The organism is Streptomyces sp. NPDC046915 (assembly GCF_040644935.1).
Lineage (GTDB): Bacteria > Actinomycetota > Actinomycetes > Streptomycetales > Streptomycetaceae > Streptomyces.
The window spans coordinates 25,112-49,915 of the sequence record NZ_JBEYXB010000007.1; the positions used below are offsets into that span (position 1 = coordinate 25,112).

The window sequence follows — 24,804 nt, forward strand, 5'->3', positions numbered from 1 at the left end:
TGGTGCCACGCTGACCTGTCTAGAAGTTTCCTGGTCACCAAGGAGGTAAGACGACTTGTGAATGAGTCGACATTTTCTCCCGGGGGTGGTCAACCAGGAATGTCTGCGCGGGGCCAGGGCTCCACGGGGCTCAAGGCTGTCGGCTCCGTCGCTGTCCGAACCTTCGCAGCCCAACAGAGCCAGACCAGCCCCCACATGGCTCTGTCAGCACTCCAGAGCATGGATGGCCATCACGTGAACGCCATGGCCGGCGACGGAAGTGGCGCGCCCCACAACCACTTCGCCGACTACGACGAACTGCCCGAAGGGCACTTCTACGACCCCGATGCCGAGTACGAGCCCGATCCCGAGTACGCGGCCACGCTCGCGCCCGACGCGGCCCGCCAGCGCCGTGAGCGCGTCGGCCCGACCGGACGCCCGCTGCCGTACTTCCCGATCCCGGGCCCGCTGACCGACCACGGCCCCGCGAAGATCATCGCGATGTGCAACCAGAAGGGCGGCGTCGGCAAGACGACGTCGACCATCAACCTGGGTGCCGCGCTCGCGGAGTACGGCCGGCGTGTGCTGCTCGTGGACTTCGACCCGCAGGGCGCGCTGTCGGTCGGTCTCGGCGTCAACCCGATGGAGCTCGACCTCACCGTCTACAACCTGCTCATGGAGCGGGGCATGTCCGCGGACGAGGTGCTCCTGAAGACGGCGGTCCCCAACATGGACCTGCTGCCCAGCAACATCGACCTGTCCGCCGCCGAGGTCCAGCTGGTCTCCGAGGTCGCTCGCGAGTCGACGCTCCAGCGGGCGCTGAAGCCGCTGCTGCCCGACTACGACTACATCGTGATCGACTGCCAGCCCTCGCTCGGCCTGCTCACGGTGAACGCGCTGACGGCCGCCCACAAGGTGATCGTCCCGCTGGAGTGCGAGTTCTTCGCGCTGCGCGGTGTCGCGCTGCTCACCGAGACCATCGAGAAGGTCCAGGAGCGGCTCAACCCGGATCTGGAGCTCGACGGCATCCTCGCCACGATGTACGACTCCCGTACCGTGCACAGCCGTGAGGTGCTGGCGCGCGTGGTCGAGGCCTTCGACGACCACGTCTACCACACGGTCATCGGCCGCACGGTCCGCTTCCCGGAGACCACGGTCGCCGGCGAGCCGATCACCACGTACGCCTCCAACTCCGTCGGTGCCGCCGCCTATCGCCAGCTCGCCAGGGAGGTGCTCGCCCGGTGTCACGCCGAGTGAGTCTGCCCGGGGCCGACGAACTGTTCCGTACGACAGGGGGGATGGCGCTCCAGGCGTCCACTCCCCGGCGCCAGGCGGGCGGCGAGGCCCGGGTGCCGGCTCCCGCCGGGGAGAGCGACCCGGCGGCCGCCGCGGCGGAGGACGCGCCGCAGGCCGTCCCCGTGCAGAGCGGTGACGGCGACGGTGCGGAGCACGTGGCGGCGGTCGGTACGGAGTCGGCCGAAGCCGGCGAGTCCCGCGGCCGGGAACCCTCCGCGCGGGCCCGGACGGCGGCGCAGGAAGGTTCTGCCGCCGCCGCGCAGCCGCGCAAGCGGGGCCGGGCCGCCGCGCGCCGGCCCAGCGGGCGCGAGCGGCACGACGAGAAGATCACGGTGTACGTCTCCGCCGAGGAACTGATGGACCTCGAGCACGCCCGCCTCGTCCTGCGCGGCGAACACGGCCTGGCGGTCGACCGCGGCCGCATCGTCCGCGAGGCGGTCGCCGTAGTACTGGCCGACCTCGAATCCCGCGGCGACGCGAGCATCCTGGTACGGCGGCTGCGAGGCCGGTAGGAGCCTCGCGGGGTGCCTGCCCCTTGGGGTGGCCGTCTTCGGGTGGCTGCCTGGGAGGCGGCTGGTCCGGCGGCCCTCGGGGACGCGGAGATCCTGGTACGGCGGTTGCGGGGTCGGTAGGGGCCTCGAGGGGTGGCCGTCCTTGGGATGGCTGTTCCGGGTGTCCTGGTGACCTGGTTGATTCGACGCGCGGGTGCCTGGGTGGTCGCGGGGCGAGAAGGTGGCTGTCCGGGACTGGGAAGCGGCGGGTCCTGTGTGGCGGCCGTGGCGGGCGGTAGTCGGCTCTGTGAGCGGGAAGCGATAGCCTGCGACGGCCATGACCTCGAACGATGTTCCCGACTCCGGCGCACGCGCCGGCCGGAGGCGTGCGCTCGGGCGGGGACCGGGCGCTCCGCGGGTCGAACCGGTCGCGGCACCGCCCCCGGTGGAGCCGGAGGCTGAGGCGCACCCCGAGCACGCCGCGTACGCGGAGCCGGAGGCAGTCGCCGGAGCAGCGGAGGCGGCTCCCGTACGCGACACGAACAGGGAGCCCCTGTCGGCAGGTGAGGCGGAGCCCCGCCCCGATGACCTGACCGCGGAGCGAAGCCCGGGGAAGCGGACCGGAACGACGCCCGAGCCGCCCCGGCCGGACCTGGCGCTGCCCACACCCCCCGCGCCGGAACCCGCGGCGGCGTCCGCCGTCGAGCCGTCGGCGGGCGACGGTGTTTTCAAGGTGCGGCTCGCCAACTTCGAGGGGCCGTTCGATCTGCTGCTCCAGCTGATCTCGAAGCACAAGCTGGACGTCACCGAGGTCGCCCTGTCCAAGGTCACCGATGAGTTCATGGCGCACATCCGGGCGATGGGGCCGGACTGGGACCTGGACCAGACGACCGAGTTCCTGGTCGTCGCGGCCACGCTGCTGGACCTGAAGGCGGCCCGGCTGCTGCCCACCGCCGAGGTCGAGGACGAGGCCGACCTGGCGCTGCTGGAGGCCCGGGACCTGCTCTTCGCGCGGCTGCTCCAGTACCGGGCGTACAAGCAGATCGCGGACATCTTCAACCGGCGGCTGGACGAAGAGGCCCGGCGCTACCCCCGCACCGTGGGACTCGAACCCCACCACGCCGAGCTCCTCCCCGAGGTCGTCATCAGCATCGGCGCGGAAGGCTTCGCCAAGCTCGCGGTCAAGGCGATGCAGCCCAAGCCGAAGCCCCAGGTGTACGTCGACCACATCCACGCCCCGCTCGTCTCCGTGCAGGAGCAGGCCGGGATCGTGATCGGACGCCTGAAGGAGCTCGGCGAGGCCAGCTTCCGCACGCTCGTCGAGGACACCGACGACACACTGACCGTCGTGGCCCGCTTCCTCGCGCTTCTCGAGCTGTACCGGGAGAAGGCCGTCGCCCTGGACCAGGAGACCGCGCTCGGCGAGCTGATCGTGCGCTGGACCGGCGGGGCGGGGGACACGACGCCGATGGTCACCGACGAGTTCGACCGGCCGCCCGAGGAGCCGAAGGAGGAGAAGAAAGCGTGAGTGAGGACACCGCGGAGCTCCCGGCAGGGCCGCGCACCGTCGCCGACCTCGAACTCAAGCCCGCCCTGGAGGCGGTCCTGATGGTCGTGGACGAGCCCGCGACCGAGGAACACCTGGCGAAAATACTTCAGCGGCCCCGGCGCCAGATCGCGGACGCCCTGCGCGAGCTGGCCGACGAGTACACCGTGCAGGGCCGCGGCTTCGAGCTGCGCCTGATCGCCGGTGGCTGGCGCTTCTACACCCGCCCCGAGTACGCCGCCGCCGTCGAGGGCTTCGTCCTGGACGGCCAGCAGGCCCGCCTCACCCAGGCGGCACTGGAGACCCTGGCCGTCGTCGCCTACCGGCAGCCGATCAGCCGCAGCCGCGTCTCGGCCGTGCGCGGAGTGAACTGTGACGGCGTGATGCGTACCCTCCTGCAACGCGGTCTGGTCGAGGAGGCGGGCACGGAACCCGAAACAGGTGCGATCCTGTACAGGACGACGAACTACTTCCTGGAGCGGATGGGCCTGCGCGGCCTGGACGAGCTCCCGGAGCTCGCGCCCTTCCTCCCGGAGGCTGAGGCGATCGAGGCCGAGACCCAGGAAGCCGTACCGTCGTTCGATCCGGACGCCCCGGACCCGGACGACGGTCCCGGGACGAACATGCCCAACACGACGACGACGGAATTTTGATGCGAAGCAGCGGTAGCGGCAGCGGCAGGAACAGCGGACGCGGTAACCACCGCGGCGCCGGCAACGACAGGGACGAGCGGCAGGGGCAGGGCCGTCCCCGCAAGCCCCGCCCCGAGGAGCGCCGCTACGACGTAGGCCCCGGCGCGACCAAGGACGGCCCCAAGTCCGGGCGCGGCGGCACGGCCCGCGGTGGCGCCAAGGGCGGTCCGAAGCAGCCCCAGAAGGGCGGCGGCCGTACGGCACCTTCGCGCTCGCGTGAGTACGAGACCCGGGCCGAGGAGCGCAACCGCGAGCGGTACGCGGGCAAGAAGGACATCAAGCTGCCCAAGACCTTCCCCGGCGCCGAGCAGGAGGGCGAGCGGCTCCAGAAGGTCCTCGCGCGCGCGGGCTACGGCTCCCGGCGTGCCTGCGAGGAGCTGATCGACCAGGCCCGCGTCGAGGTGAACGGCGAGATCGTCACCGAGCAGGGCAAGCGGGTCGACCCGGAGAAGGACGAGGTCAAGGTCGACGGCCTGACGGTGGCGACCCAGTCGTACCAGTTCTTCTCGCTCAACAAGCCGGCGGGCGTGGTCTCCACGATGGAGGACCCGGAGGGCCGCCAGTGCCTCGGGGACTACGTCACCAACCGTGAGACGCGCCTGTTCCACGTCGGCCGTCTGGACACGGAGACCGAGGGCGTCATCCTCCTCACCAACCACGGCGAGCTGGCCCACCGGCTGACCCACCCCAAGTACGGCGTGAAGAAGACCTACCTCGCCGCCATCGTCGGCCCGATCCCGCGCGACCTGGGCAAGCGCCTGAAGGACGGCATCCAGCTCGAGGACGGCTACGCCCGCGCGGACCACTTCCGCGTCGTGGAGCAGACCGGCAAGAACTACCTCGTCGAGGTCACCCTCCACGAGGGCCGCAAGCACATCGTGCGCCGTATGCTCGCCGAGGCCGGCTTCCCCGTCGAGAAGCTCGTCCGCACCTCCTTCGGCCCCATCACCCTGGGCGACCAGAAGTCCGGCTGGCTCCGCCGCCTGTCCAACACGGAGGTCGGCATGCTGATGCAGGAGGTCGAGCTCTAGGGTTTGTGCCGTACCGCACGGCAGGGGGAGGACGTCGGCATGAGCATCACCACGATCACGGGGAAGCGCCCCGCCACCGGGGCACTGATCGGGCTCGCCCTCGGGGACGCGCTCGGTTTCCCGACCGAGTTCAACGACGTGCCGTCGATCATCGCCAAGTGCGGGCCCTGGCGCCGGATGGAGCTGCCCGACCGGGCCTTCGTCTCCGACGACACACAGATGACGCTGGCCCTGGGGCGCGGGCTCAGGACGGCGATGGACCGTGGCTACCTCGCGCCGAAGCGGCTGGAGAGGCCGGTGCGTGAGGAGTTCGTGGAGTGGTACCGGTCGCCGGAGAACAACCGCGCTCCGGGACGCACCTGCCTGACCGCCTGCAACCTGCTGACGGAGGACGGGCTGCGGTGGCAGGAGGCCAGTCAGGTCGGGTCCAAGGGATGCGGCGCCAACATGCGGGTGGCCCCCGTCGGGCTGGCACCGGGGCTGAGTGACGACCAGCGTGCCGGGGCCGCCCAGTTGCAGTCCGCGCTGACGCACGGACACCCCACCGCGCTGGCCGCGTCCGACCTCACCGCGCACGCCGTACGACTGCTCGCGCACGGGGTCGAGCCGGGCGGGCTGGTGGAGATGCTGCGCTCGTACGCCGAGGGCAGCCGCACCCGCTACGACCACACCTGGCTCGGCGACCTGTGGAGCCGAGCGCATGATCCGAGCCCCGAGCACTTCATCGCCCGCGGCTGGGACGAGTGCCTGGCGATCCTGGAACGGCTCGAACAGGCCGTGGGCAGCGTGTCACCGGAGGACGATCCCTGCCTGGCCACCGGCGAGGGCTGGATCGCCGAGGAGGCGCTGGCCACCGGCCTGCTGTGCTTCCTGCTCTTTCCCGAGGAACCGGTCACCGCGCTGCGCCGGGCCGCCTGCACCTCCGGCGACTCCGACTCCATCGCCTGCCTCACCGGTGCCTTCGCGGGCGCGTACCTCGGTGCGGGTGCCTGGCCGGCCGAGTGGGCGGAGCGGATCGAGTACCGGGGTGAGCTGCTGGAGCTGGGAGCGCTCTGGGACGCTTAGGGCATGATCGATGATCTCGACATGGACCTGACGCCCGTGATAGCCGAGCAGCCGGACCCCTTGCTGTTCGCCACGGTTTCCGGTGCGCATCTGTACGGCTTCCCCTCGCAGGACTCCGATCTGGATCTGCGGGGGGTCCATCTGCTGCCCGCGGCCGATCTGCTGGGGCTGCGGGAGCCGGAGGAGACCCGGACGCGGATCTGGGTGCGGTACGGCGTGGAGATGGACCTCGTCACGCACGATCTGCGCAAGTTCGTACGGCTGATGCTGCGCCGCAACGGCTATGTGCTGGAGCAGCTCCTCTCGCCCCTGGTCGCGCACACCACCGACGCGCACCAGGAGTTGGCCGCGCTCGTGCCCGGCGTGCTGACCAGCCATCACGCCCACCACTACCGGGGGTTCGCGGCGACGCAGTGGCGGCTGTTCGAGAAGACCGGCGAGCTCAAGCCGCTGCTGTACACCTTCCGGGTCCTGCTCACCGGCATCCACCTGATGCGTTGTGGCGAGGTCCAGGCCCATCTGCCGACCCTTCTCGACCTGGACACCGGCTCGGACGCGCCCGCGTACCTGCGTGATCTGATCGCGGCGAAGGCGGAGCGGGAGCACGGCAGCGCCGAGGTGGAGCACGCGCGCGTGGCCGCCGACGTCGAGAAGCTGCACGCGGTGCTCGACGAGGCCCAGGCCGCCTCAGTCCTGCCCGGCGCGCCCACCGCGTACGACGCCCTGCACGACTTCGTCGTCCGGGTCCGCCTGGCCGGCTGAGGCGCGGCGGGTACGGACCAGGAAGTCCTCCACCCGGCGGCGGTCCGGCTCGGCCGGCAGCGGGCTGCGGTGCGACCACTCGTCCGTCTCCGCCCCCAGGCGGGCCATCCAGGCCTCGACCTCCGGCCAGGGGACCTCGCCCCGCTTCACCGCCAGCAGCGCCTCGCGCCGGTCGCCGACGTCGATCGTCAGCTCGCCCGTGCGCAGCAGGTCGCCGGCGCTCATCAGCAGCCGCAGCAGATGCATCGCGTGCTTCCAGCGCGGGGCGCCGTGGGTGCGGACGTCGGCCTCGAGCTTCCTGTGCTGGCCCAGGGCGTACCGGGTGAACGAGTCGTGGACCCGGCGGGAGAGGAACGCCCCACGCAGCGACAGCAGTTCGCGGCCGGTGTCGTCGATGTGCTCCACCAACGGCGAGTGCAGGCACTCCAGGACGTTCGGGTTCGCGCGCAGCGCCAGCTCGCAGAAGCGCTCCAGCTCCCAGTTGAACTGCTCCTCGCCGGGCCCGTCCACATGCGTCGGCGGCTTCTCGAAGCGCCAGAACAGGGGGGTGGGGGCCACGAAGACGCCCCTGCGGTCGGTGTCGCTGCCCTCCGTGGCCAGCCCGAAGGCGCGCGACCCCATCACGCAGGAGTAGATCGTGTGGTCGCGTACCAGGTCCTCGGGGTGCATGGCCGGGAGCGTACGCGGATCCTCAGGCCAGGCGGATGGATTTTCCGCTCACCGTGATCTTCTTCGGGGGCAGCGGCCTGGTGGCCGGGCCGCGGGCCACCGTGCCGTCGGCGATGTCGAACCTGCTGCCGTGGCAGGGGCAGTCGATGGTGCCGCCCGCGACCTGGTTCACCGTGCAGCCCTGGTGGGTGCAGATCGCCGAGAAGGCCTTGAACTCGCCCCTCTTCGGCTGGGTGACCACGACCTTCCGGTCCGCGAAGATCTTGCCGCCGCCGACCGGGATGTCACCGGGCGCGCCCAGGTCCTTCCCGCCGGAGGTGTTCGTGGAGGACGAGGAACCGTTGTTCCCGCATCCCACGCATCCCGTCGCGAGCGCAGCCGCACCCGTCGCGAGGAATGTACGCCGCGCCGAGCTGTGGGTCATGTCGTCACTCCGAACGTGCGGACACCGAAGGCACCGAGGAAGAAGCAATGAAGAAGCAATGAAGAAGAAGCCATGAAAGCAGCAATCCAGAACAGACTGTCACAGATCGAGCCTTTCGTACGTCTCAGCGGGCGGGCGCCGGAGACCGGGTGGGCGCGGGCTGACTACGCTGGACGGACCAAGAACCGAAACGCACGTCAGCGAGGAGCAGCGCCGTGGCGGTACGAGCGGTCCGGGGGGCCGTCCAGCTCGAGAGGGACGAGGCCGGACACATGGACGAGCAGGTCGGAGCCCTGCTCACCGCCGTCCTGGAGCGGAACGGGTTGTCCTCCGACGATCTGATCAGCATCTGGTTCACGGCCACCCCCGACCTGCACAGCGACTTCCCGGCGGCCGCCGCCCGCAAGCTCGGCATCGTCGACGTGCCGCTGATCTGCGCCCAGGAGCTGGACATCGAGGGCGCCATGCCCCGCGTGGTCCGTGTCCTCGCGCACATCGAGTCGGACCGGCCCCGCGCCGACATCGCCCATGTCTACCTCGGCGCCGCCGCCGCCCTGCGCAAGGACATCGCCCAGTGAGGACCGCGCTCGTCATCGGCACCGGGCTCATCGGCACGTCCGCCGCGCTCGCCCTGACCCAGCGGGGCGTCGTCGTCCACCTCGCCGACCACGACCCCGAGCAGGCCCGTACGGCCGCCGCGCTGGGTGCCGGCACCGACGAGGCCCCCTCCGGTCCCGTGGACCTCGCGATCGTCGCCGCCCCGCCCGCGCACGTCGCGGCCGTCCTCGCCGACGCCCTGCGCCGGGGCGTGGCCCGCGGCTACGTCGACGTGGCCAGCGTCAAGGGCGGCCCGCGCCGCGAGCTGGAGGCCCTCGGCCTCGACCTCTCCTCGTACATCGGCACGCACCCCATGTCGGGCCGTGAGAAGTCCGGCCCGCTGGCCGCGACCGCCGACCTGTTCGAGGGCCGCCCCTGGGTGCTGACGCCCACCCGGGACACGGACACCGAGGTGCTGAACCTCGCCCTGGAACTGGTCTCGCACTGCCGGGCGGTGCCGGTGGTGATGGACGCCGACGCCCACGACCGGGCGGTGGCGCTGGTGTCCCACATGCCCCACCTGGTCTCCAGCACCGTCGCGGCCAGGCTCCAGCACGCCGAGGAGGCGGCCGTACGGCTGTGCGGGCAGGGCATCCGGGACGTGACCCGGATCGCCGCCTCGGACCCGGGGATGTGGATGGACATCCTGTCCGCGAACCCCGGTCCGGTCGCCGACCTGCTCACCGACGTCGCCGCCGACCTGGAGGGGACGGTGCAGGCCCTGCGCGCCCTTCAGTCCTCCGACGAGGCCAAACGGCACGAGGGCAGCGCCGGGATCGAGGACGTGCTGCGGCGCGGCAACGCGGGGCAGGTCCGGGTGCCCGGCAAGCACGGGTCCGCGCCGCGGGCGTACGAGACCGTGGCCGTGCTGATCGACGACCAGCCGGGTCAGCTGGCCCGCATCTTCGCGGACGCCGACCGGGCCGGGGTCAACATCGAGGACGTACGGATCGAGCACGCGACCGGGCAGCAGGCCGGTCTGGTCCAGCTGATGGTCGAGCCGAAGGCGGTGCCGGTGCTGACGGCCGCGCTGCGCGAGCGAGGGTGGGCCCTGCGGCAGTAGGCGGGTGGCGGGCATGCGCGCGTCCAGACGAGTGACCCGCACCCAGTAACCTTGTGCGGGGCGCTCTCGCTCCCCGCACCCCGCACCGCACCAGGAAGGTGTCCCCCGTGGAAAACGGCGCCCCGACCGCCAAGCCCGTGATCGTCGCGATCGACGGTCCCTCCGGCACGGGCAAGTCGAGCACGTCGAAGGCCGTGGCCGCGCAGCTCGGCCTGAGCTACCTGGACACCGGTGCCCAGTACCGGGCGATCACCTGGTGGATGGTGAGCAACGGCATCGACCTGGAGGACCCGACCGCGATCGCGGCCGTCGCCGGGAAGCCGGAGATCATCTCCGGCACCGACCCGTCCGCCCCGGCCATCACGGTCGACGGCGTCGACGTGGCCGGCCCGATCCGCACCCAGGAGGTCACCTCCAAGGTCAGCGCGGTCAGCGCGGTGCCCGAGGTGCGGACCCGGATCACCGAGCTCCAGCGCTCGCTGGCCGTCTCCGCGGAGACCGGCATCGTCGTCGAGGGCCGGGACATCGGTACGACCGTGCTGCCGGACGCCGACCTGAAGGTCTTCCTCACCGCCTCCCCGGAGGCCCGTGCCGCCCGCCGCAGCGGCGAGCTGAAGGGCGTGGACATCCACGCCACCCGTGAGGCGCTGATCAAGCGGGACGCGGCCGACTCCAGCCGCAAGACCTCGCCGCTCGCCAAGGCGGGCGACGCGGTCGAGGTGGACACCACCGAGCTCACCCTCGCACAGGTCATCGAGTGCGTCGTCACGCTCGTCGAGGAGAAGCGGGCCGGGAAGTGACCCAGCCGTCCATTCCTTCCGAGAAGGGTGCCGAGGTCGGGCGGCGCATCGGCGTCGGCCTGATGTACGGGCTGTTCAAGCCGCGCGTGCTCGGCGCCTGGAAGGTGCCCGCGACCGGTCCGCTGATCTTCGCCGTCAACCACTCCCACAACATCGACGGCCCGATGGTCATGGGCGTGGCGCCCCGGCCGACGCACTTCCTGATCAAGAAGGAGGCGTTCGTCGGCCCGCTCGACCCGTTCCTGCGGGGCATCGGCCAGCTGGAGGTGGACCGTCACACCACCGACCGCACGGCCATCACGCGGGCGCTCGGTGTGCTGGAGCACGGGGGAGTACTGGGTATCTTTCCGGAGGGCACCCGGGGTGAGGGCGACTTCGCCTCGCTGCGCGCCGGGCTGGCGTACTTCGCGGTGCGCGGCGGGGCGCCCATCGTGCCCGTGGCCGTGCTGGGAAGTTCCGGGCGGCCGGGACGGTTGATAAGAGGACTGCCTCCGCTGCGCTCCCGCGTCGATGTCGTCTTCGGCGACCCGTTCGAGGCGGGCGACGGCAGCGGGCGGCGCACCCGCAAGGCGCTGGACGAGGCGACCGAGCGCATCCAGAAGCAGCTCACCGCACACCTGGAAAACGCCAGGCGCCTCACCGGGCGCTAGGCCACACTGAGTAGTGGATCAGTCGGGACAACCCGGACGATCCACCGATCACCACGAATGAACGACGAGGTACGGACTCCATGAACGACCACATCCAGCCCGACGGCTCGGCCGAGCACGAGTACGAGCACGGGGCGCTCGGCGACGCCGAGTACGCGGAGTTCATGGAGCTCGCGACCGAGGAGGGCTTCGACCTCGAGGACGTCGAGGGCGCCATCGAGGCGGCGGGCCACGGTCCGCTGCCCGTGCTCGCGGTCGTCGGCCGCCCCAATGTCGGCAAGTCGACTCTGGTGAACCGGATCATCGGCCGCCGCGAGGCCGTCGTCGAGGACAAGCCGGGCGTCACCCGTGACCGGGTCACCTACGAGGCCGAGTGGGCGGGCCGCCGCTTCAAGGTCGTCGACACCGGCGGCTGGGAGCAGGACGTCCTCGGCATCGACGCCTCCGTCGCCGCCCAGGCCGAGTACGCGATCGAGGCGGCCGACGCGGTCGTCTTCGTCGTGGACGCCAAGGTCGGCGCGACCGACACCGACGAGGCGGTCGTCCGGCTGCTGCGCAAGGCCGGCAAGCCCGTGGTGCTGTGCGCCAACAAGGTCGACGGCCCGAGCGGCGAGGCCGACGCGGCCTACCTGTGGTCCCTCGGCCTCGGCGAGCCGCACCCCGTGTCGGCGCTGCACGGCCGTGGCACCGGCGACATGCTGGACGCCGTCCTGGAGGCGCTGCCCGAGGCGCCCGAGCAGTCCTTCGGCACCGCCGTCGGCGGCCCGCGCCGCATCGCGCTGATCGGCCGCCCGAACGTCGGCAAGTCCTCGCTGCTCAACAAGGTCGCGGGCGAGGAGCGCGTCGTCGTCAACGAACTCGCGGGCACCACCCGTGACCCGGTCGACGAGCTGATCGAACTCGGCGGCGTGACCTGGAAGTTCGTCGACACGGCCGGCATCCGCAAGCGCGTCCACCTCCAGCAGGGCGCCGACTACTACGCCTCCCTGCGCACCGCGGCCGCCGTCGAGAAGGCCGAGGTGGCGGTCATCCTGATCGACGCCTCCGAGAACATCTCGGTGCAGGACCAGCGCATCGTCACCATGGCGGTCGAGGCGGGCCGTGCGGTGGTGCTCGCCTTCAACAAGTGGGACACCCTCGACGAGGAGCGCCGCTACTACCTCGAGCGGGAGATCGAGACCGAGCTCGGCCAGGTCGCCTGGGCGCCGCGGGTGAACGTCTCGGCGCGTACCGGCCGGCACATGGAGAAGCTGGTCCCGGGGATCGAGACGGCCCTGGCCGGCTGGGAGACCCGGGTGCCGACCGGCCGCCTCAACGCCTTCCTCGGCGAGCTGGTCTCGGCCCACCCGCACCCGGTCCGGGGCGGCAAGCAGCCGCGCATCCTCTTCGGCACCCAGGCCGGCACCAAGCCGCCGCGGTTCGTCCTCTTCGCCTCCGGCTTCATCGAGGCGGGCTACCGGCGCTTCATCGAGCGGCGGCTGCGCGAGGAGTTCGGCTTCGACGGCACGCCGATCCACATCTCGGTGCGGGTGCGCGAGAAGCGTGGCGCGAAGAAGAAGTGACCGACACGGCGAGAGGGCGGCCCCTGACTCGATCAGGGACCGCCCTCTCGCCGTGTCGCCGTTCGTACGTCAGGCTCCCCGGCGCGGGCCCGGTGGGAGCGCCGCCGGGACGTGGTGCATCCCGGTGTCGTGCTGCCGCCCGAGCATCCCGATCCGCTGCCAGGACGGCTGGTGCTGCCCGGTGCCGTGGCGAGCGCTGTAGGCGCCCGCGCTGTACGCGCTGTAGGAGTTCGAGCCGTACGAACCCGTGCCGGTGCCGTGCGGGGCGTTCCCGAAGGCGGTGAACCCGAACTCCTCCTCCCCGGTGCGGTCGCCCGGCAGCGTCCGGAAGGTCCTGACCCACTCCGCGTAGAGCGAGTCGTAGATCGGCGTGGCCGATGCCCTGCCGGGAACCTCCTGCCCGGACCGCGCGGACGGAATGGGGGAGAAGGACGGGCGGCGTGGGGGAACGTCGTATGTGTGCACGTATGTCCAAACGACCCCGGGCCTTCGGGGATGCGGCTCGGGGGCGTGCCATTAGGGGGGGGCGGCTGTCAGGTGCCCACGCGAGCGCTGTCAGATGCCCGCGAGTGGTAGCGCGGCCGCGACCAGCTTGCCGTTGGCCGCGGCCTTGTCCAGTGCGTCCCGCAGCAGGTCCTCCCGCGGCTGGCGGCCGATGGAACCGACCGGGGCCGCGAACATCAGCACCTGCTGGTGCTTGTTGGCGGCGGCCCGCCACCCGTCCGTGACCTGGAGCGGCTGGTGCGCCTGCCACCAGGCCACCGGCTGCCCGCCGTTCGCGCCCGGCTGGAGCACCGCGTGCAGCTGACCGACGGCCAGCAGCACCGACCACCCGTGGAGCACCGGCGGCACGGCCGCGAGCTCGGTCACCGGCATGAACCCCTGCTCGATGAGCAGGGGCAGGAAGTCGTCCCCGGCTCCGGTGGTGCCTGGACGCACGATCGGCGCGGTCGGCTCCACGACGAGCGCCGGGTGCAACTCCCCGGCGATCAGCACCAGTCCGCTGGTCACCCCGAGTACGGCCTGCTCGGGCACGGCCCTCTCCGCCCGGCCGCCGGAGGCGTGCGCCTCCCCGCTGATGGAGCGGACGGCGCCCTGCAACTGCTCCTCGGTGACCTGGACGACCTGTGAGGGCAGGCAGCTGGCGTGAGCGAAGGCGAGGACGGCGGTCTCGTCCCCGACGAACAGGACGGTGCTGGTGCGCTCCTGCTCGGAGTCGCCCGGGGTGCGGCAGGACGTGCAGTCGTAACTGCCCGGGGCGTTCTCTCCGGCGAGCAGCCGGTCGGCTTCTTCGTCGCCGATCTCGGCGCGTACGGCGTCGCTGACGTCGAGCATGCGCGGCACGGTGGCTCCCTCGGGATGCGGTGCTGGGTCGGCCGGGTGGCTCCCGGCCCATGAGTTCCGGGGGTTCCGGGCTCATGAAGAAGACAACGGGCGATCTGTGGCGGGAGTCACGCCCCGAGGGGAACGGAATCGAACCATCCACCGCACAGGGTCACAGCCGGTGCGGAATCGTCTACTCCCCGTCAACTCAGCGCGTTGTCAAGGAACTTGATCCGGTGAAGTGGGTCACAGATCGCCTGAGCGCCTGGTCGACAAATCCGGAAATCAGCGAATGAAGTGGGTGACCGAAAATCGCTGATACTCGCGGTAACGTCGAACTGGCCTGCGACAACACGGAGTTGGTTGATACCGCCTGGCCGGGGTCCTTACATTCCTCGGCCGTGTGCAACTTGCACCGCTCGGGAACGTTCGCCGGCCGCGCCGCTCAGGCATCACCGCGGCGCCGGTCGCGGCGGACAGGGCGGAGCGTGCGTACCGCGTCCATACGCGGAACCTCGCCCCGCTCGGGGGGCTCCCGGGTCCGTGGAGAGGGAATTACATGTCCGAATGTGCCGATACCACCCGTAGCACCGCTCGTAAGGACAGCGCCCGCAAGGGCCGTACGGCGGCGGTCCTCGCCGGGGCGGCGCTGCTCGCCCCGCTCGGACTGCTGGCTGCGACCGGCGACGCCGACGCGGCGGACAACGGAGTGTGGGACCGCATCGCCCAGTGCGAGAGCGGCGGCAACTGGCACATCAACACCGGCAACGGCTACTACGGCGGACTCCAGTTCTCCGCCTCGACCTGGCGCGCGTACGGCGGCACGGCCTACGCGCCGACCGCCGACCAGGCTTCCAGGGGGCAGCAGATAGCCGTCGCCACCAAGGTCCAGGGCGCCCAGGGCTGGGGCGCCTGGCCGGTCTGCTCGGGCCGCGCCGGAGCCTACGGCGCCGCACCGGCGGCTGCCTCCACCGGTACCTCGGCCGCTACGAAGTCGGCCCCGTCGGCCCGTTCGGCCCCGTCGAAGCCGTCGAAGGCGCCGCAGCGCTCGACCGGCCACACCAACCGCAGCTCGTCCCGCAGCGCGTCGCACGGGAACTACACCGTCCGCGAGGGCGACACCCTGAGCAGGATCGCCGAGCGGCACGGGACCACCTGGCAGCGGATCTACGCCGCCAACAAGTCCGTCATCGGCGGTGACCCCAACCTGATCGTGCCCGGTCAGCGCCTGGAGATCTGAGCCGGTCCGAGCCGGTCTGGAGCCGAGCCGGTCTGATCCGATCCGAGGCGGTCTGATCCGGTTCGAGCACAGCCACTGTCCGCATGAGCAGCGCACCAGGAGCTCATGCGGACAGTGGCTGTCCGCATCTGCTGGCAGACTCGCATCCATGTTGGAGACCTCGGCGCGCCTGCTGCGTCTGCTCTCGCTGCTCCAGGCCCACCGCGAGTGGTCCGGCTCCGAACTGGCCGAACGGCTCGGCGTCACCCCGCGCACCGTCCGCCGGGACGTGGACCGGCTGCGCGAGCTGGGCTACCCCGTGAACGCCAGCCCCGGCACCGGTGGCGGCTACCAGCTGGGGGCGGGGGCCGAACTGCCGCCGCTGCTCCTGGACGACGAGGAGGCGGTCGCCGTCGCGGTCGGGCTGCGCACCGCCGCCGGCCAGGGCATCGAGGGCATCGGCGAGACCTCGGTACGGGCCCTCGCCAAGCTGGAGCAGGTGCTGCCGGGCCGGCTGCGCCGCCGGGTGGGCGCCCTCAACGCGTTCACCGTGCCGATGCTGCGCGGACCGCAGCCCTCCGCCGCCGACCCGGCCGTCCTGACCGAACTGGCCAACCTGTGCCGGGACGCCGAGCGGCTCCGCTTCGACTACCGCGACCACGAAGGCACCCCCGGCCGCCGTACCGTCGAACCGCACCGGCTGGTGTGCACCGAGCGCCGCTGGTACCTGGTCGCCTGGGACCTCGACCGCGCCGACTGGCGGACCTTCCGCGTCGACCGCATCACCCCCAGGCCGCCGCACGGTCCACGCTTCACCCCGCGCGAGCCGCCCGCCGAGGATCTCGCCGCCTATGTCTCCCGCGGGGTCTCCACGCGCGCGTACGCCTCGCACGCCGCCGTCCGGCTGCTGGTGCCCCTGGCGGAGGCCGCCGAGCGGATCTCGCCGTCCGCCGGGACGCTCGAGCCCGACGGAGCGGACGCCTGCGTCCTGCGCGCCGGCGCCGCGAACCTGGACGTGATGGTGGTGCACGTGATGATGCTCGGCTTCGACTTCGAGGTGCTGGAACCCGCCGGGCTCATCGAGACCGTCAGAACGGCCCGCGACCGGCTCTCACGCGCTCTGGGTGAGGCCCCTCCGCGCGGGGGGTCCGTGCCGGATCGGTGAATTTCCTATGCGGTGTCAGCTTGCGCGGCAGTGCTTGGATCCGGAATGGAACGGCACTTTCCGCCGGGCTCTGCCGGGCTATTCGACACCCCGGACCGGCACCCGGGAATTTCGTTCGATTCCCCCGGCAAGCCGTGCGGAAACCCCCGTTCGTGTGACGGAGTTCGGCCGTATCGGGCGTCGTGATCCTGTGACAGAAGTGTGACGGGGAAGGGACGCGCGGCTAGCGTGGCCGTATGGCACCGATTCCCACTCCGTCAGCGGAGCCCCAGGACAGTCCGGAAGGGTACGTCGGCCTCGACGCGGCGCGTGCCGAGCGACTCGCGCGGGAGAGGGGGTGGTCGACGGTGCGGTCGCTGCCGCCGGGCGCGATCATCACGATGGAGTACCGGGCGGGACGGCTGAACTTCGAGGTGCGCGACGGCCGGGTGGCTCGCGCCTGGAAGGGCTGAGAGTCGTTCCGAGCCGGTGAGCGGTACGGCGAAGGCCCCGGTCCTGCGGGCAGGAACCGGGGCCTCGTGGCCTGTTCTGGCTTCGCGGGGATGGCTGTGCGTACCGGCCCCGCCGCTTCGCCGGCGGTCAGCCGCCCGTGACGGGGCGGGCCGCCGGGGCCGCACCGCGCGGGACGCGCTCCGGGTGCGGCGGACGGCGGTTGCCCGCCGGGGTGACCGGGGGGCGCTCCGAACGGGCGGCGTGCGGACTCGGCGTCCGGTGGACCGGGGTCCGGGGCGAGTGGGCGGAGGAGACCGGCTCGCGGGCCGGGGTCGTCCGCTCGGCGGGTGCGGTGAGCGGCTTGAGCGCCACCGGGGTGACCGGGATCGGCGCGGGCGCGGTGCGGCCGCGGCGGGCGCGCCAGCGGTCGCGCAGGTCGAACAGGGCGTCCTCGGTCCGGGCGATGAACGGCTCGCACCACGGCAGCGCCAGCAGGATCAGCAACCCCGCGGCCCAGCCCAGCAGTACGTCGCTCAGCCAGTGCGTACCGAGATAGACGGTGGCCATCCCGACGCCGAGCGAGGTCACGGCCGAGATCGCGGACAGCCAGCGGCGGGCTCTCGGGGTGGAGGCCAGATACGCCAGGATGCCCCACGTCACCACCGCGTTGGCGGTGTGGCCGCTGGGGAATATATCGCCGCCCAGACCCATCTCGTTCGAGCCGATGATGGTGGCGTAGTGCGGTCCGAGACGGCCCATGCCGTACTTGGCGGCGCCGACCGTGATGTTCAGCAGCAGCAGCGAGGCGCCGAGGGTCAGCAGCGGACGGACCGTGTGCTGCCGCCAGGAGCGCCAGCCCAGCCAGGCCGCGACCATCACGGCGGTGGGACCGCGCTGGCCGAGCACCACGTAGTAGTCGACGAACCAGTGGATACCCGACCACTGCTGGTACGGCCGGAAGAACATGACCTGCCAGTCGAGCCGGACCAGCCAGGAGGTGGTCACCACGGCCCACACGATCGCCAGGTAGAAGGCCAGGGTCGCCGAGAACAGCACGACCCGGTGCCGGCTCATCCTCGGCACGTCGATGTGGGCCGGCCGTTCCGGCTCACGGTCCAGCCTGGCGAACACCCGGTCCGGACGGCGGGTGAGCTTTCGTTCGGTACGCACCCAATCGACGTTACAGCGAGTGAGCTCTCAAGCCGGTCCAATCAGCGGCTTTGTGATGACGATGTGATGTGGGAAACCTCTCAGGAGGGCGCCCAATTACGAGGATTCGACAATCCTCCTCGATCGTCTCCCGCAATTCCTTTGATCATGCCGGGTGTTACTTATATGGCACTTATGAATTCGTTCACCGAATGATGGGGTGGAATTCTCCGGGTGCTCATCGGGCGGGCCGGAACGATCACGGGGGACCGGAACCGTTCAGCCAGAACGCCCCGTAGATCGCGGCGGCCACCGCCAACAGGCCGGTGACCAGCGCGGATCGGGACGTACGTGACCGGGCCAGGGCCGTCGCGAGGGGCAGCAGCAATGGAAAGGCCGGCAGCAACAGACGCGGCTTGGAGCCGAAGTAGCTCGACGCGCACAGGGCGAGCGCGACGACGACACCGGTGTACACCAGCAGGGGAAGCGGCTGGCGCTGCCGTACGCCGATCAGGTACAGCCAGATCACCAGGCCGACACCGATGATCAGCCCGGCCCCGGCGAGGGCCGACGGAAATGACGTGAACTTGTCGGCCACGAAACGGGCGAAGGCATATCCGCCGTCGAAGCCGTTCCGCCAGCCGGCCTGGACGTCCAGATAGCCGAGCGGACCCTTGCCGGTGCGCTGGCCGACCCAGAGGACATAGACGGCGGCGCCGAGGGGGGCGAGGAGCATGCCGAGGGCGCGGGACCAGAAGAGTGCGCCGGTGGTGGCGCGAGGGGCGTGCGGTGTGACGGCTGCGCCGCTCGCCGCGTCAGAGGCGCACTCCCCGCTCCGTGCGCCGTACGTGGCGGCCGTGCTCCGATCCCGCACGAACGAGACCACTCCGGCCGTCCACACCGCCGCGACCACGGCGAGCCCCACCGGCCGGGTCAGCCCGGCCAGCGCCGCCAGCGTGCCCGCGGTCACCCACCGGCCGGTCAGCACGGCGTACAGCGACCAGGCCGCGAGAGCGGTGAACAGCGACTCGCTGTACGCCATCGACTGCACGATCCCGACCGGCAGCACCGCCCACAGCAGCACCGCGCAGACCCCCGCGCGCGGGCCGTACCCGTGGTCCGCCACCGCGAAGATCCCCCAGGCCGCGGCGAGCGAGGCGAGCAGGCTGACGACGAAGCCGGCGTCGGCGTACGACAGCGGGGCCAGCGCGTGCAGCAGCCGCTCCAGCCAGGGCAGCAGCGGAAAGAAGGCCAGGTTGGAGTGGACGTCGCCGTTCGGCAGCCGCACCTCGTAGCCGTAGCCCAGTTCGGCGACCCGCGTGTACCAGAGGGCGTCCCAGCGGGCGGTGAGCAGCGTGTACGCGCTCTTGCCGCGCGCCGCGCTCCATGCCACCAGGACGAGCAGGCCCAGGGCGCGGACGGCGGCGTACCCGAGGAGGGCCGGGGCCGCCCGGCGCAGGGGCGTGACGCGGGACGGTGCCACGCGCGTTGCAAGGTCGGTCACGGGCTCGATTATCGGCCGGGCGTGGAACCGGCCTTCCCACCGGGGCGTGGTCAAGGGAAGGAGAAGTGGTGTACGCCACATGTTTCCGATGTGAGTGTGAGAGGTCCACCACGTGTATGCGGAGCGAACTCGCGTACGCTGACGTGTCACTCGCGTTCGTATGCGCGGGCCGGAGATCCCACCGCTCCTCCGGCCGAAGTCATGGGACACCCCAGCCCGTGAGCCCGCCGAACCCGAGGAAACTTCTGGGAGGTACGTGCATGTCCGGGACGACCACGGCCGCGTCCGCGCTGCGCCGTCGGGCGGCCGGGGCAGGTGCCAACCGCTGGGTCGTCCTCGTCGTCCTGTGCGTCAGCCTGCTCCTGGTCGCCCTCGACGCGACCGTGCTGCACGTGGCGGTGCCCGCCGTCACCGAGGACCTCAGGCCCGGCGCCATCGAACTGCTGTGGATCGTCGACATCTACCCGCTCGTCTGCGCCTCGCTGCTGATCCTCTTCGGCACGCTCGGCGACCGGGTGGGCCGCCGGCGGGTCCTGCTGCTCGGGTACGCGCTGTTCGGCGTCGCCTCCGCCGTCGCGGCCTTCGCGCCGAGCGCGCAGGTGCTGATCCTCGCCCGGGCGCTGCTCGGCGTGGGCGGCGCGATGATCATGCCGGCCACGCTGTCCATCCTCCGCCAGGTCTTCCCCGACCGGCGGGAGCGGGCGCTGGCGATCGGCATCTGGAGCGCGGTGGCCGCGGTGGGGGCGGCGGTGGGGCCGCTGCTCGGCGGTTTCCTGCTCGAGCACTTCTGGTGGGGTTCGGTGTTCCTGGTGAACATCCCCCTGATGCTGGTCAGTCTGCCGGTCGGGCGGCTGCTGCTGCCCGAGTCGACGGGTGCGCGGAACGGTCCCTGGGACGTGGTCGGCGCGCTGATGGCGGCCGTCGGGCTGTTCGGGGTGGTGCTGGGAGTGAAGCGGCTCGGGGGCGGCGAGCCGGTGGCCGACGTGCTCACGGTGGCGCCGCTCGTGGTGGGCGCGGGGCTGCTGTTCCTCTTCGTACGGCGTCAGCGGCGGCGGCCGTATCCGCTGGTGGATCTGCGGATGTTCGGGCGGCCGGCGTTCAGTACGGCGGTCGGGTGCATCGTGCTGGCGATGCTCGCGCTGGTGGGGCTGGAGCTGATCGCGGCGCAGTACCTCCAGTTGGTGCTGGGGCTGTCGCCGCTCGCGACCGGCCTCAGGCTGCTGCCGCTGACCCTCGCGGCGATGGCGGCCGGGCTGGCGGGCGCGCGGATGCTGCGGCGGTTCGGGCCGCGGCGGATGGTGTGCTTCGGGTTCTGCCTGACGGCGGCGGCCGTGCTGACGCTGACCGGGATGGGCGGCCGGGACAACACCGTGCTGCTGCTGGCCGGGTTCCTGCTGCTGGGCTTCGGGCTGGAGACGACGCTGTTCGGGGCGTACGAGTCGATGCTGAGCGAGGCGCCGGCCGAGCAGGCCGGTGGGGCCGCGGCCATCGGGGAGACCTCCTACCAGCTCGGGGCCGGGATCGGGATCGCGCTGCTCGGCAGTGTGATGAACGCGGCGTATGCGCCCGGGCTGGCGTCCGTTCCGGGCGTGCCGGCGCCCGCGGCGGCCTCGGCGGGGCATTCGCTGGGGGAGGCCTACGAGGTTGCCGCGCAGCTGGGCGGGAAGGCCGGGGGCGCGCTGCGCAGGGCGGCGCGGGAATCCTTTGTGCACGGGCTGCACGTCACGTTGCTGGTGAGTGCGGGGCTGCTGATGCTCGGGGCCGTGATGGCGTTGCGGTTGCCGCGGGTGATGCAGTGCGAGGGCGGCGAGGTCGAGGTGCCCGCGCCCCGTGAGCCGGAGAGATCCCGCGTCTCGGCCTGACCGCCGCGCTCGGCTTCGGCGGGGCGTCTCCCACTCACGCACCACCCGTGCGGGTCGGCCGGGAGGGGGACGTCTCCCGTGGGGGTTGCTCGCTGTCGGCGGCCGACCGTGGTACGAGGGAGAGTGTGGGGTGGACTGGCCAGGCCGCACGTCGTAACGTCGGGGCGGAAATCTTGGCTAGCGGTGCTAGTTTTACCGGAGGGTACATGTCCGCGTCCTCGAAGTTGCCCCCGTTCGACCCGGCCGACCCGCTCGGCATCGACGATCTCCTGGAACCCGAGGACCTGGCCGTCCGGGAGACCGTGCGCGCCTGGGCCGCGGACCGTGTGCTGCCGTATGTCGCCGACTGGTACGAGAAGGGCGAGCTGCCCGGCATCCGGGAGCTGGCGAGGGAACTCGGCGGTATCGGTGCGCTCGGGATGTCGCTCACCGGGTACGGCTGCGCCGGGGCGAGCGCCGTGCAGTACGGACTGGCGTGCCTGGAGCTCGAGGCCGCCGATTCGGGGATCAGGTCCCTCGTCTCGGTGCAGGGCTCGCTCGCCATGTACGCCATCCACCGCTTCGGCAGCGAGGAGCAGAAGCAGGCCTGGCTGCCCCGGATGGCCGCCGGCGAGGTGATCGGCTGCTTCGGGCTCACCGAGCCCGACCACGGCTCGGACCCCGCCTCCATGCGGACGTACGCCAAGCGCGACGGCGGGGACTGGCTGCTGAACGGCCGGAAGATGTGGATCACCAATGGCTCCGTCGCCGGAGTGGCCGTGGTCTGGGCGCGGACCGACGAGGGGATCCGCGGATTCGTCGTGCCCACCGACGCCCCCGGCTTCTCCGCGCCGGAGATCAAGCACAAGTGGTCCCTGCGGGCCAGCGTCACCAGTGAGCTCGTCCTCGACGACGTGCGGCTGCCCGCCGATGCCGTACTGCCGGAGGTCGTCGGTCTCAAGGGGCCGCTCAGCTGTCTCTCCCACGCCCGCTACGGCATCGTCTGGGGTGCCATGGGGGCGGCGCGGTCCTGTCTCGAGACCGCCGTCGACTACGCGAAGTCACGGGAGCAGTTCGGCCGGCCCATCGGGGGCTTCCAGCTCACCCAGGCCAAACTCGCCGACATGGCGGTCGAACTGCACAAGGGGATTCTGCTCGCCCACCACCTGGGGCGGCGCATGGACGCCGGTCGGCTGCGTCCCGAGCAGGTCAGCTTCGGCAAGCTCAACAACGTCCGCGAGGCCATCGACATCTGCCGGACGGCGCGGACGATCCTCGGTGCCAACGGGATCTCGCTCGAATATCCCGTGATGCGGCACGCGACCAACCTCGAGTCGGTGCTCACCTACGAGGGCACCGTCGAGATGCACCAGCTCGTGCTGGGCAAGGCGCTCACCGGGCTCGACGCCTTCCGCTGACCCCGGGAGCGGGGCAGGGCCGGCGAGCGGCCCTGCCTCAGCTCTGGTTGAAGAAGCCGTCCGAGTGGTGGGACCTGGCCTCCCCGCTGACGATCTCGGTGTCCGCGGGCGTCAACAGGAACACCCGGTTGGAGACTCTGTCGATGGAGCCGCGCAGGCCGAAGATGAGCCCGGCCGCGAAGTCGACCACGCGCTTGGCGTCGCCGGGCTCCATGGCCGTGAGGTTCATGATGACCGGCACCCCCTCCCGGAACAGCTCGCCGATGGCCCGGGCGTCCCGGAAGCTGTCCGGGGTCACCGTGCCGATCCGGCGGCCCTTCTCCTCGGCGACGTCCGTCGCCACCTTCACCCGCGGGTCGGTGACCCAGGCATCCCCGGGCTCGCTCCCCTCGGAGTAGTCGTCGTCGTAGTAACGCTCGTCATCGTTGTCGTCGACGAGGCCGAGCCACGCACTCGCCTTGCGTACCGATCCCATGGACGCCTCCTCTCACAGCGGTCCTCGTTGCTTCCGCATCCCTATGGTCATCCATGATGCGGACGGCGCGCCAAGTGGATAGACGCCGCGCGGGGGGTTTGTGACGGTACTGGTGCACAGCGAATCCGTCGAGAGCCCGTGTGCCCCAAGGGTCCTGGTCTACACGGCTGCTGACTGAGAGTGAAATATTATTGTCACCCGCGTATGGGTGATGCGTGGTGCGTACGGGTGAGCGCGGCGACTGCTCCGAACCGACTGTCGGTCGATACGATGCCGCAGCTCAACGTCGCATCACACCACGGGGGATCATCGTGTTCGGAATCGTCAGGCCCTGTAGTCACCGTCTCGGTGAGAGCCTCAAGACGGAATGGCTCGCCCATCTGTGCGGACTGTGCCTCGCGTTGCGCGGGGACCACGGGCAGTTCGCGCGCATAGTCACCAACTACGACGGGCTCCTCATATCGGTTCTGACGGATGCTCAGACCCGGCGGGACGGCCTTCTGCGGCGTACCGCCGGGCCGTGTCCGTTGCGCGGGATGCGCACCGCCTCCGTGGCCCAGGGCGAGGGGGCCCGGCTCGCGGCGGCCGTCTCGCTGGTGCTGGCCTCGGCCAAGGTGCGCGACCATGTCGCCGACGGCGACGGACTGCTGGCCCGGCGGCCGGTCGCGCTCGCCGCGCGCCGGGTCGCCGTCAACTGGGGACGCGCGGGTGCCCGTACCGGCGCGGACATCGGGTTCGACACCGCCGTACTCGTGGACGCCGTCGACCGGCAGCTCGCCATCGAGTCCCTCGCGGGCCCGGGAACACCGATCCTGAGCGTCACCGAGCCCACCGAGACGGCGACCGCCGCCGCCTTCGCGCACACCGCCGTACTGGCCGGACGGCCGGGCAACGCCGAACCGCTCGCCGAGGCCGGCCGGCTCTTCGGACGGCTGGCCCACCTTTTGGACGCCGTGGAGGACCGCGCCGCCGACGCCGAGTCCGGCGCCTGGAACCCGCTCACCGCGACCGGCACCCCGCTCACCGAGGCCCGCAGGCTCGCCGACGACGCGCTGCACGGCATCCGGCTCGCCCTGCGCGAGGCCGAGTTCGACGACGGGAAGCTGGCGCACCTGCTGCTCGTGCACGAACTGCGCCGCTCGGTGGACCGGGCGTTCGACACCCGGTCCTGCGGGCACGCACCCGAGGCCTCCTTCGGACCGCCCCCGGGCCCGCACGCGCCCCAGGCGCCGGGAAACCCCTACGGCAACCCCTTCGGCGGTGAGCCGCCGCGCCCGGAGAAGCGGGGCTTCTGGGCGGGCTGTGCCGCCGCCCTCGGGCTGTGCTGCACCTGCAAGGTGTGCTGCGCCGACGAGTACGAGGGCCCCTGGTCGCGCAAGAAGCGCGAGGGCTGTTGCAGCGACTGCGACTGCTGCGACTGCTGCGACGCCTGCCAGTGCTGCGAGATCTGCGAGTGCTGCTCGTGCTGCGACTGCGGTCTGTGACGTCCGCTCAGTTGTGCGTCGTGTGCTGCCTCCTGGAATCGGAAAAGGCATGCGGGAGCGCGAGGGGAGGGGTGCGCGTGTGAAGGCAGAAGAGGGAGAGAAGCAGGGAGAGAAACAGGAAGAGAAGAGGCAGAAACGCGGAAGAGGCCCGACCGGATCAGGGGATC

General features: G+C 71.4%; 24 protein-coding genes and 1 pseudogene. 18 read left to right on the forward strand and 7 right to left on the reverse strand.

What is annotated here, in order from left to right; genetic code table 11:
• The first annotated feature begins 99 nt into the window (after positions 1–99).
• From ABZ915_RS19110 to ABZ915_RS19140, 7 genes are all read left to right on the forward strand, one after another.
• Positions 100–1,236 (forward strand): ParA family protein, encoded by a 1,137-nt coding sequence (locus tag ABZ915_RS19110; RefSeq protein WP_361803950.1) that lies wholly within the window; start codon positions 100–102, stop codon positions 1,234–1,236.
• Entirely contained in the window at positions 1,221–1,787 is a 567-nt protein-coding gene (locus ABZ915_RS19115) for a hypothetical protein (RefSeq protein ID WP_361803953.1), read from the forward strand. The genes ABZ915_RS19110 and ABZ915_RS19115 overlap by 16 nt, the downstream gene beginning before the upstream one ends.
• Before the next feature lie 316 nt (positions 1,788–2,103).
• The gene (locus ABZ915_RS19120; RefSeq protein WP_361803956.1) at positions 2,104–3,294 is read left to right on the forward strand and encodes a segregation/condensation protein A; all 1,191 of its coding nucleotides are present in this window, start codon (positions 2,104–2,106) and stop codon (positions 3,292–3,294) included.
• On the forward strand, positions 3,291–3,965 hold the full coding sequence (scpB, locus tag ABZ915_RS19125; protein WP_361803959.1) for an SMC-Scp complex subunit ScpB: 675 nt from the start codon (positions 3,291–3,293) through the stop codon (positions 3,963–3,965). Before ABZ915_RS19120 ends, scpB begins: the two co-directional genes overlap by 4 nt.
• Positions 3,965–5,035 carry a pseudouridine synthase gene (locus ABZ915_RS19130; protein WP_361803962.1) on the forward strand — a complete coding sequence of 357 codons (1,071 nt, stop codon included), beginning with the start codon at positions 3,965–3,967 and terminating at the stop codon, positions 5,033–5,035. Before scpB ends, ABZ915_RS19130 begins: the two co-directional genes overlap by 1 nt.
• Positions 5,036–5,074: 39 nt before the next feature.
• Positions 5,075–6,100 carry an ADP-ribosylglycohydrolase family protein gene (locus tag ABZ915_RS19135; protein WP_361803965.1) on the forward strand — a complete coding sequence of 342 codons (1,026 nt, stop codon included), beginning with the start codon at positions 5,075–5,077 and terminating at the stop codon, positions 6,098–6,100.
• Positions 6,101–6,103: 3 nt separating this feature from the next.
• Positions 6,104–6,862 carry a nucleotidyltransferase domain-containing protein gene (locus tag ABZ915_RS19140; protein ID WP_361803968.1) on the forward strand — a complete coding sequence of 253 codons (759 nt, stop codon included), beginning with the start codon at positions 6,104–6,106 and terminating at the stop codon, positions 6,860–6,862.
• Here the strand turns inward: ABZ915_RS19140 and ABZ915_RS19145 are convergent.
• Positions 6,788–7,531 (reverse strand): nucleotidyltransferase domain-containing protein, encoded by a 744-nt coding sequence (locus tag ABZ915_RS19145; protein WP_361803971.1) that lies wholly within the window; start codon positions 7,529–7,531, stop codon positions 6,788–6,790. The genes ABZ915_RS19140 and ABZ915_RS19145 overlap by 75 nt on opposite strands.
• A gap of 22 nt (positions 7,532–7,553) precedes the next feature.
• Positions 7,554–7,955 carry a Rieske (2Fe-2S) protein gene (locus ABZ915_RS19150; protein WP_361803974.1) on the reverse strand — a complete coding sequence of 134 codons (402 nt, stop codon included), beginning with the start codon at positions 7,953–7,955 and terminating at the stop codon, positions 7,554–7,556.
• A 215-nt stretch (positions 7,956–8,170) separates the two neighbouring features.
• Between ABZ915_RS19150 and aroH the strand changes: the two genes are divergently transcribed.
• The 5 genes from aroH (at position 8,171) to der (ending at position 12,627) form a co-directional block, all read left to right on the forward strand.
• Positions 8,171–8,533: a chorismate mutase gene (gene aroH, locus ABZ915_RS19155; protein ID WP_361803977.1), complete on the forward strand. Its 363-nt coding sequence runs from the start codon at positions 8,171–8,173 to the stop codon at positions 8,531–8,533.
• Positions 8,530–9,615: a prephenate dehydrogenase gene (locus tag ABZ915_RS19160; protein WP_361803980.1), complete on the forward strand. Its 1,086-nt coding sequence runs from the start codon at positions 8,530–8,532 to the stop codon at positions 9,613–9,615. Before aroH ends, ABZ915_RS19160 begins: the two co-directional genes overlap by 4 nt.
• Positions 9,616–9,722: 107 nt before the next feature.
• Positions 9,723–10,415, forward strand: a complete 693-nt coding sequence (gene cmk / locus ABZ915_RS19165; RefSeq protein ID WP_361803983.1) for a (d)CMP kinase — start codon at positions 9,723–9,725, stop codon at positions 10,413–10,415.
• A gap of 62 nt (positions 10,416–10,477) precedes the next feature.
• Positions 10,478–11,065 carry a lysophospholipid acyltransferase family protein gene (locus ABZ915_RS19170; protein WP_361805099.1) on the forward strand — a complete coding sequence of 196 codons (588 nt, stop codon included), beginning with the start codon at positions 10,478–10,480 and terminating at the stop codon, positions 11,063–11,065.
• A gap of 80 nt (positions 11,066–11,145) precedes the next feature.
• Positions 11,146–12,627 carry a ribosome biogenesis GTPase Der gene (gene der, locus ABZ915_RS19175; protein ID WP_361803986.1) on the forward strand — a complete coding sequence of 494 codons (1,482 nt, stop codon included), beginning with the start codon at positions 11,146–11,148 and terminating at the stop codon, positions 12,625–12,627.
• A 69-nt stretch (positions 12,628–12,696) separates the two neighbouring features.
• Here der and ABZ915_RS19180 read toward each other — a convergent pair whose 3' ends face one another.
• Together ABZ915_RS19180 and ABZ915_RS19185 are read right to left on the reverse strand one after the other, a co-directional pair.
• A complete protein-coding gene (locus ABZ915_RS19180) occupies positions 12,697–13,092 on the reverse strand; it encodes a hypothetical protein (protein WP_361803989.1) in 396 nt (131 codons plus the stop codon).
• A 90-nt stretch (positions 13,093–13,182) separates the two neighbouring features.
• Positions 13,183–13,971 (reverse strand): hypothetical protein, encoded by a 789-nt coding sequence (locus ABZ915_RS19185; protein ID WP_361803992.1) that lies wholly within the window; start codon positions 13,969–13,971, stop codon positions 13,183–13,185.
• Positions 13,972–14,509: 538 nt separating this feature from the next.
• Between ABZ915_RS19185 and ABZ915_RS19190 the strand changes: the two genes are divergently transcribed.
• The 3 genes and pseudogenes from ABZ915_RS19190 to ABZ915_RS19200 all read left to right on the forward strand — a co-directional run bounded on the left by ABZ915_RS19190 (position 14,510) and on the right by ABZ915_RS19200 (position 16,786).
• Entirely contained in the window at positions 14,510–15,190 is a 681-nt protein-coding gene (locus tag ABZ915_RS19190; RefSeq protein ID WP_361803995.1) for a transglycosylase family protein, read from the forward strand.
• Between the two features lie 148 nt (positions 15,191–15,338).
• A pseudogene (locus ABZ915_RS19195) lies at positions 15,339–16,292 on the forward strand (YafY family protein); the annotation flags it as partial.
• A gap of 278 nt (positions 16,293–16,570) precedes the next feature.
• A complete protein-coding gene (locus tag ABZ915_RS19200; RefSeq protein ID WP_361440382.1) occupies positions 16,571–16,786 on the forward strand; it encodes an I78 family peptidase inhibitor in 216 nt (71 codons plus the stop codon).
• A gap of 127 nt (positions 16,787–16,913) precedes the next feature.
• Here ABZ915_RS19200 and ABZ915_RS19205 read toward each other — a convergent pair whose 3' ends face one another.
• On the reverse strand, positions 16,914–17,936 hold the full coding sequence (locus tag ABZ915_RS19205) for a phosphatase PAP2 family protein (protein ID WP_361803998.1): 1,023 nt from the start codon (positions 17,934–17,936) through the stop codon (positions 16,914–16,916).
• 238 nt (positions 17,937–18,174) lie between these two features.
• Positions 18,175–19,419 (reverse strand): mannosyltransferase family protein, encoded by a 1,245-nt coding sequence (locus ABZ915_RS19210; RefSeq protein ID WP_361804001.1) that lies wholly within the window; start codon positions 19,417–19,419, stop codon positions 18,175–18,177.
• Positions 19,420–19,679: 260 nt separating this feature from the next.
• Between ABZ915_RS19210 and ABZ915_RS19215 the strand changes: the two genes are divergently transcribed.
• Together ABZ915_RS19215 and ABZ915_RS19220 are read left to right on the forward strand one after the other, a co-directional pair.
• Entirely contained in the window at positions 19,680–21,281 is a 1,602-nt protein-coding gene (locus tag ABZ915_RS19215) for an MFS transporter (RefSeq protein WP_361804004.1), read from the forward strand.
• 206 nt (positions 21,282–21,487) lie between these two features.
• On the forward strand, positions 21,488–22,678 hold the full coding sequence (locus ABZ915_RS19220; protein WP_361804006.1) for an acyl-CoA dehydrogenase family protein: 1,191 nt from the start codon (positions 21,488–21,490) through the stop codon (positions 22,676–22,678).
• Between the two features lie 37 nt (positions 22,679–22,715).
• Here ABZ915_RS19220 and ABZ915_RS19225 read toward each other — a convergent pair whose 3' ends face one another.
• Positions 22,716–23,153 (reverse strand): cell division protein SepF, encoded by a 438-nt coding sequence (locus ABZ915_RS19225; protein ID WP_361804009.1) that lies wholly within the window; start codon positions 23,151–23,153, stop codon positions 22,716–22,718.
• 311 nt (positions 23,154–23,464) lie between these two features.
• On the opposite strand from ABZ915_RS19225, the gene ABZ915_RS19230 reads away from it, so the two are divergent.
• Positions 23,465–24,637, forward strand: coding sequence for a DUF5685 family protein (locus ABZ915_RS19230; RefSeq protein WP_361804012.1), 1,173 nt, complete (start codon positions 23,465–23,467; stop codon positions 24,635–24,637).
• Positions 24,638–24,804 lie beyond the last annotated feature (167 nt).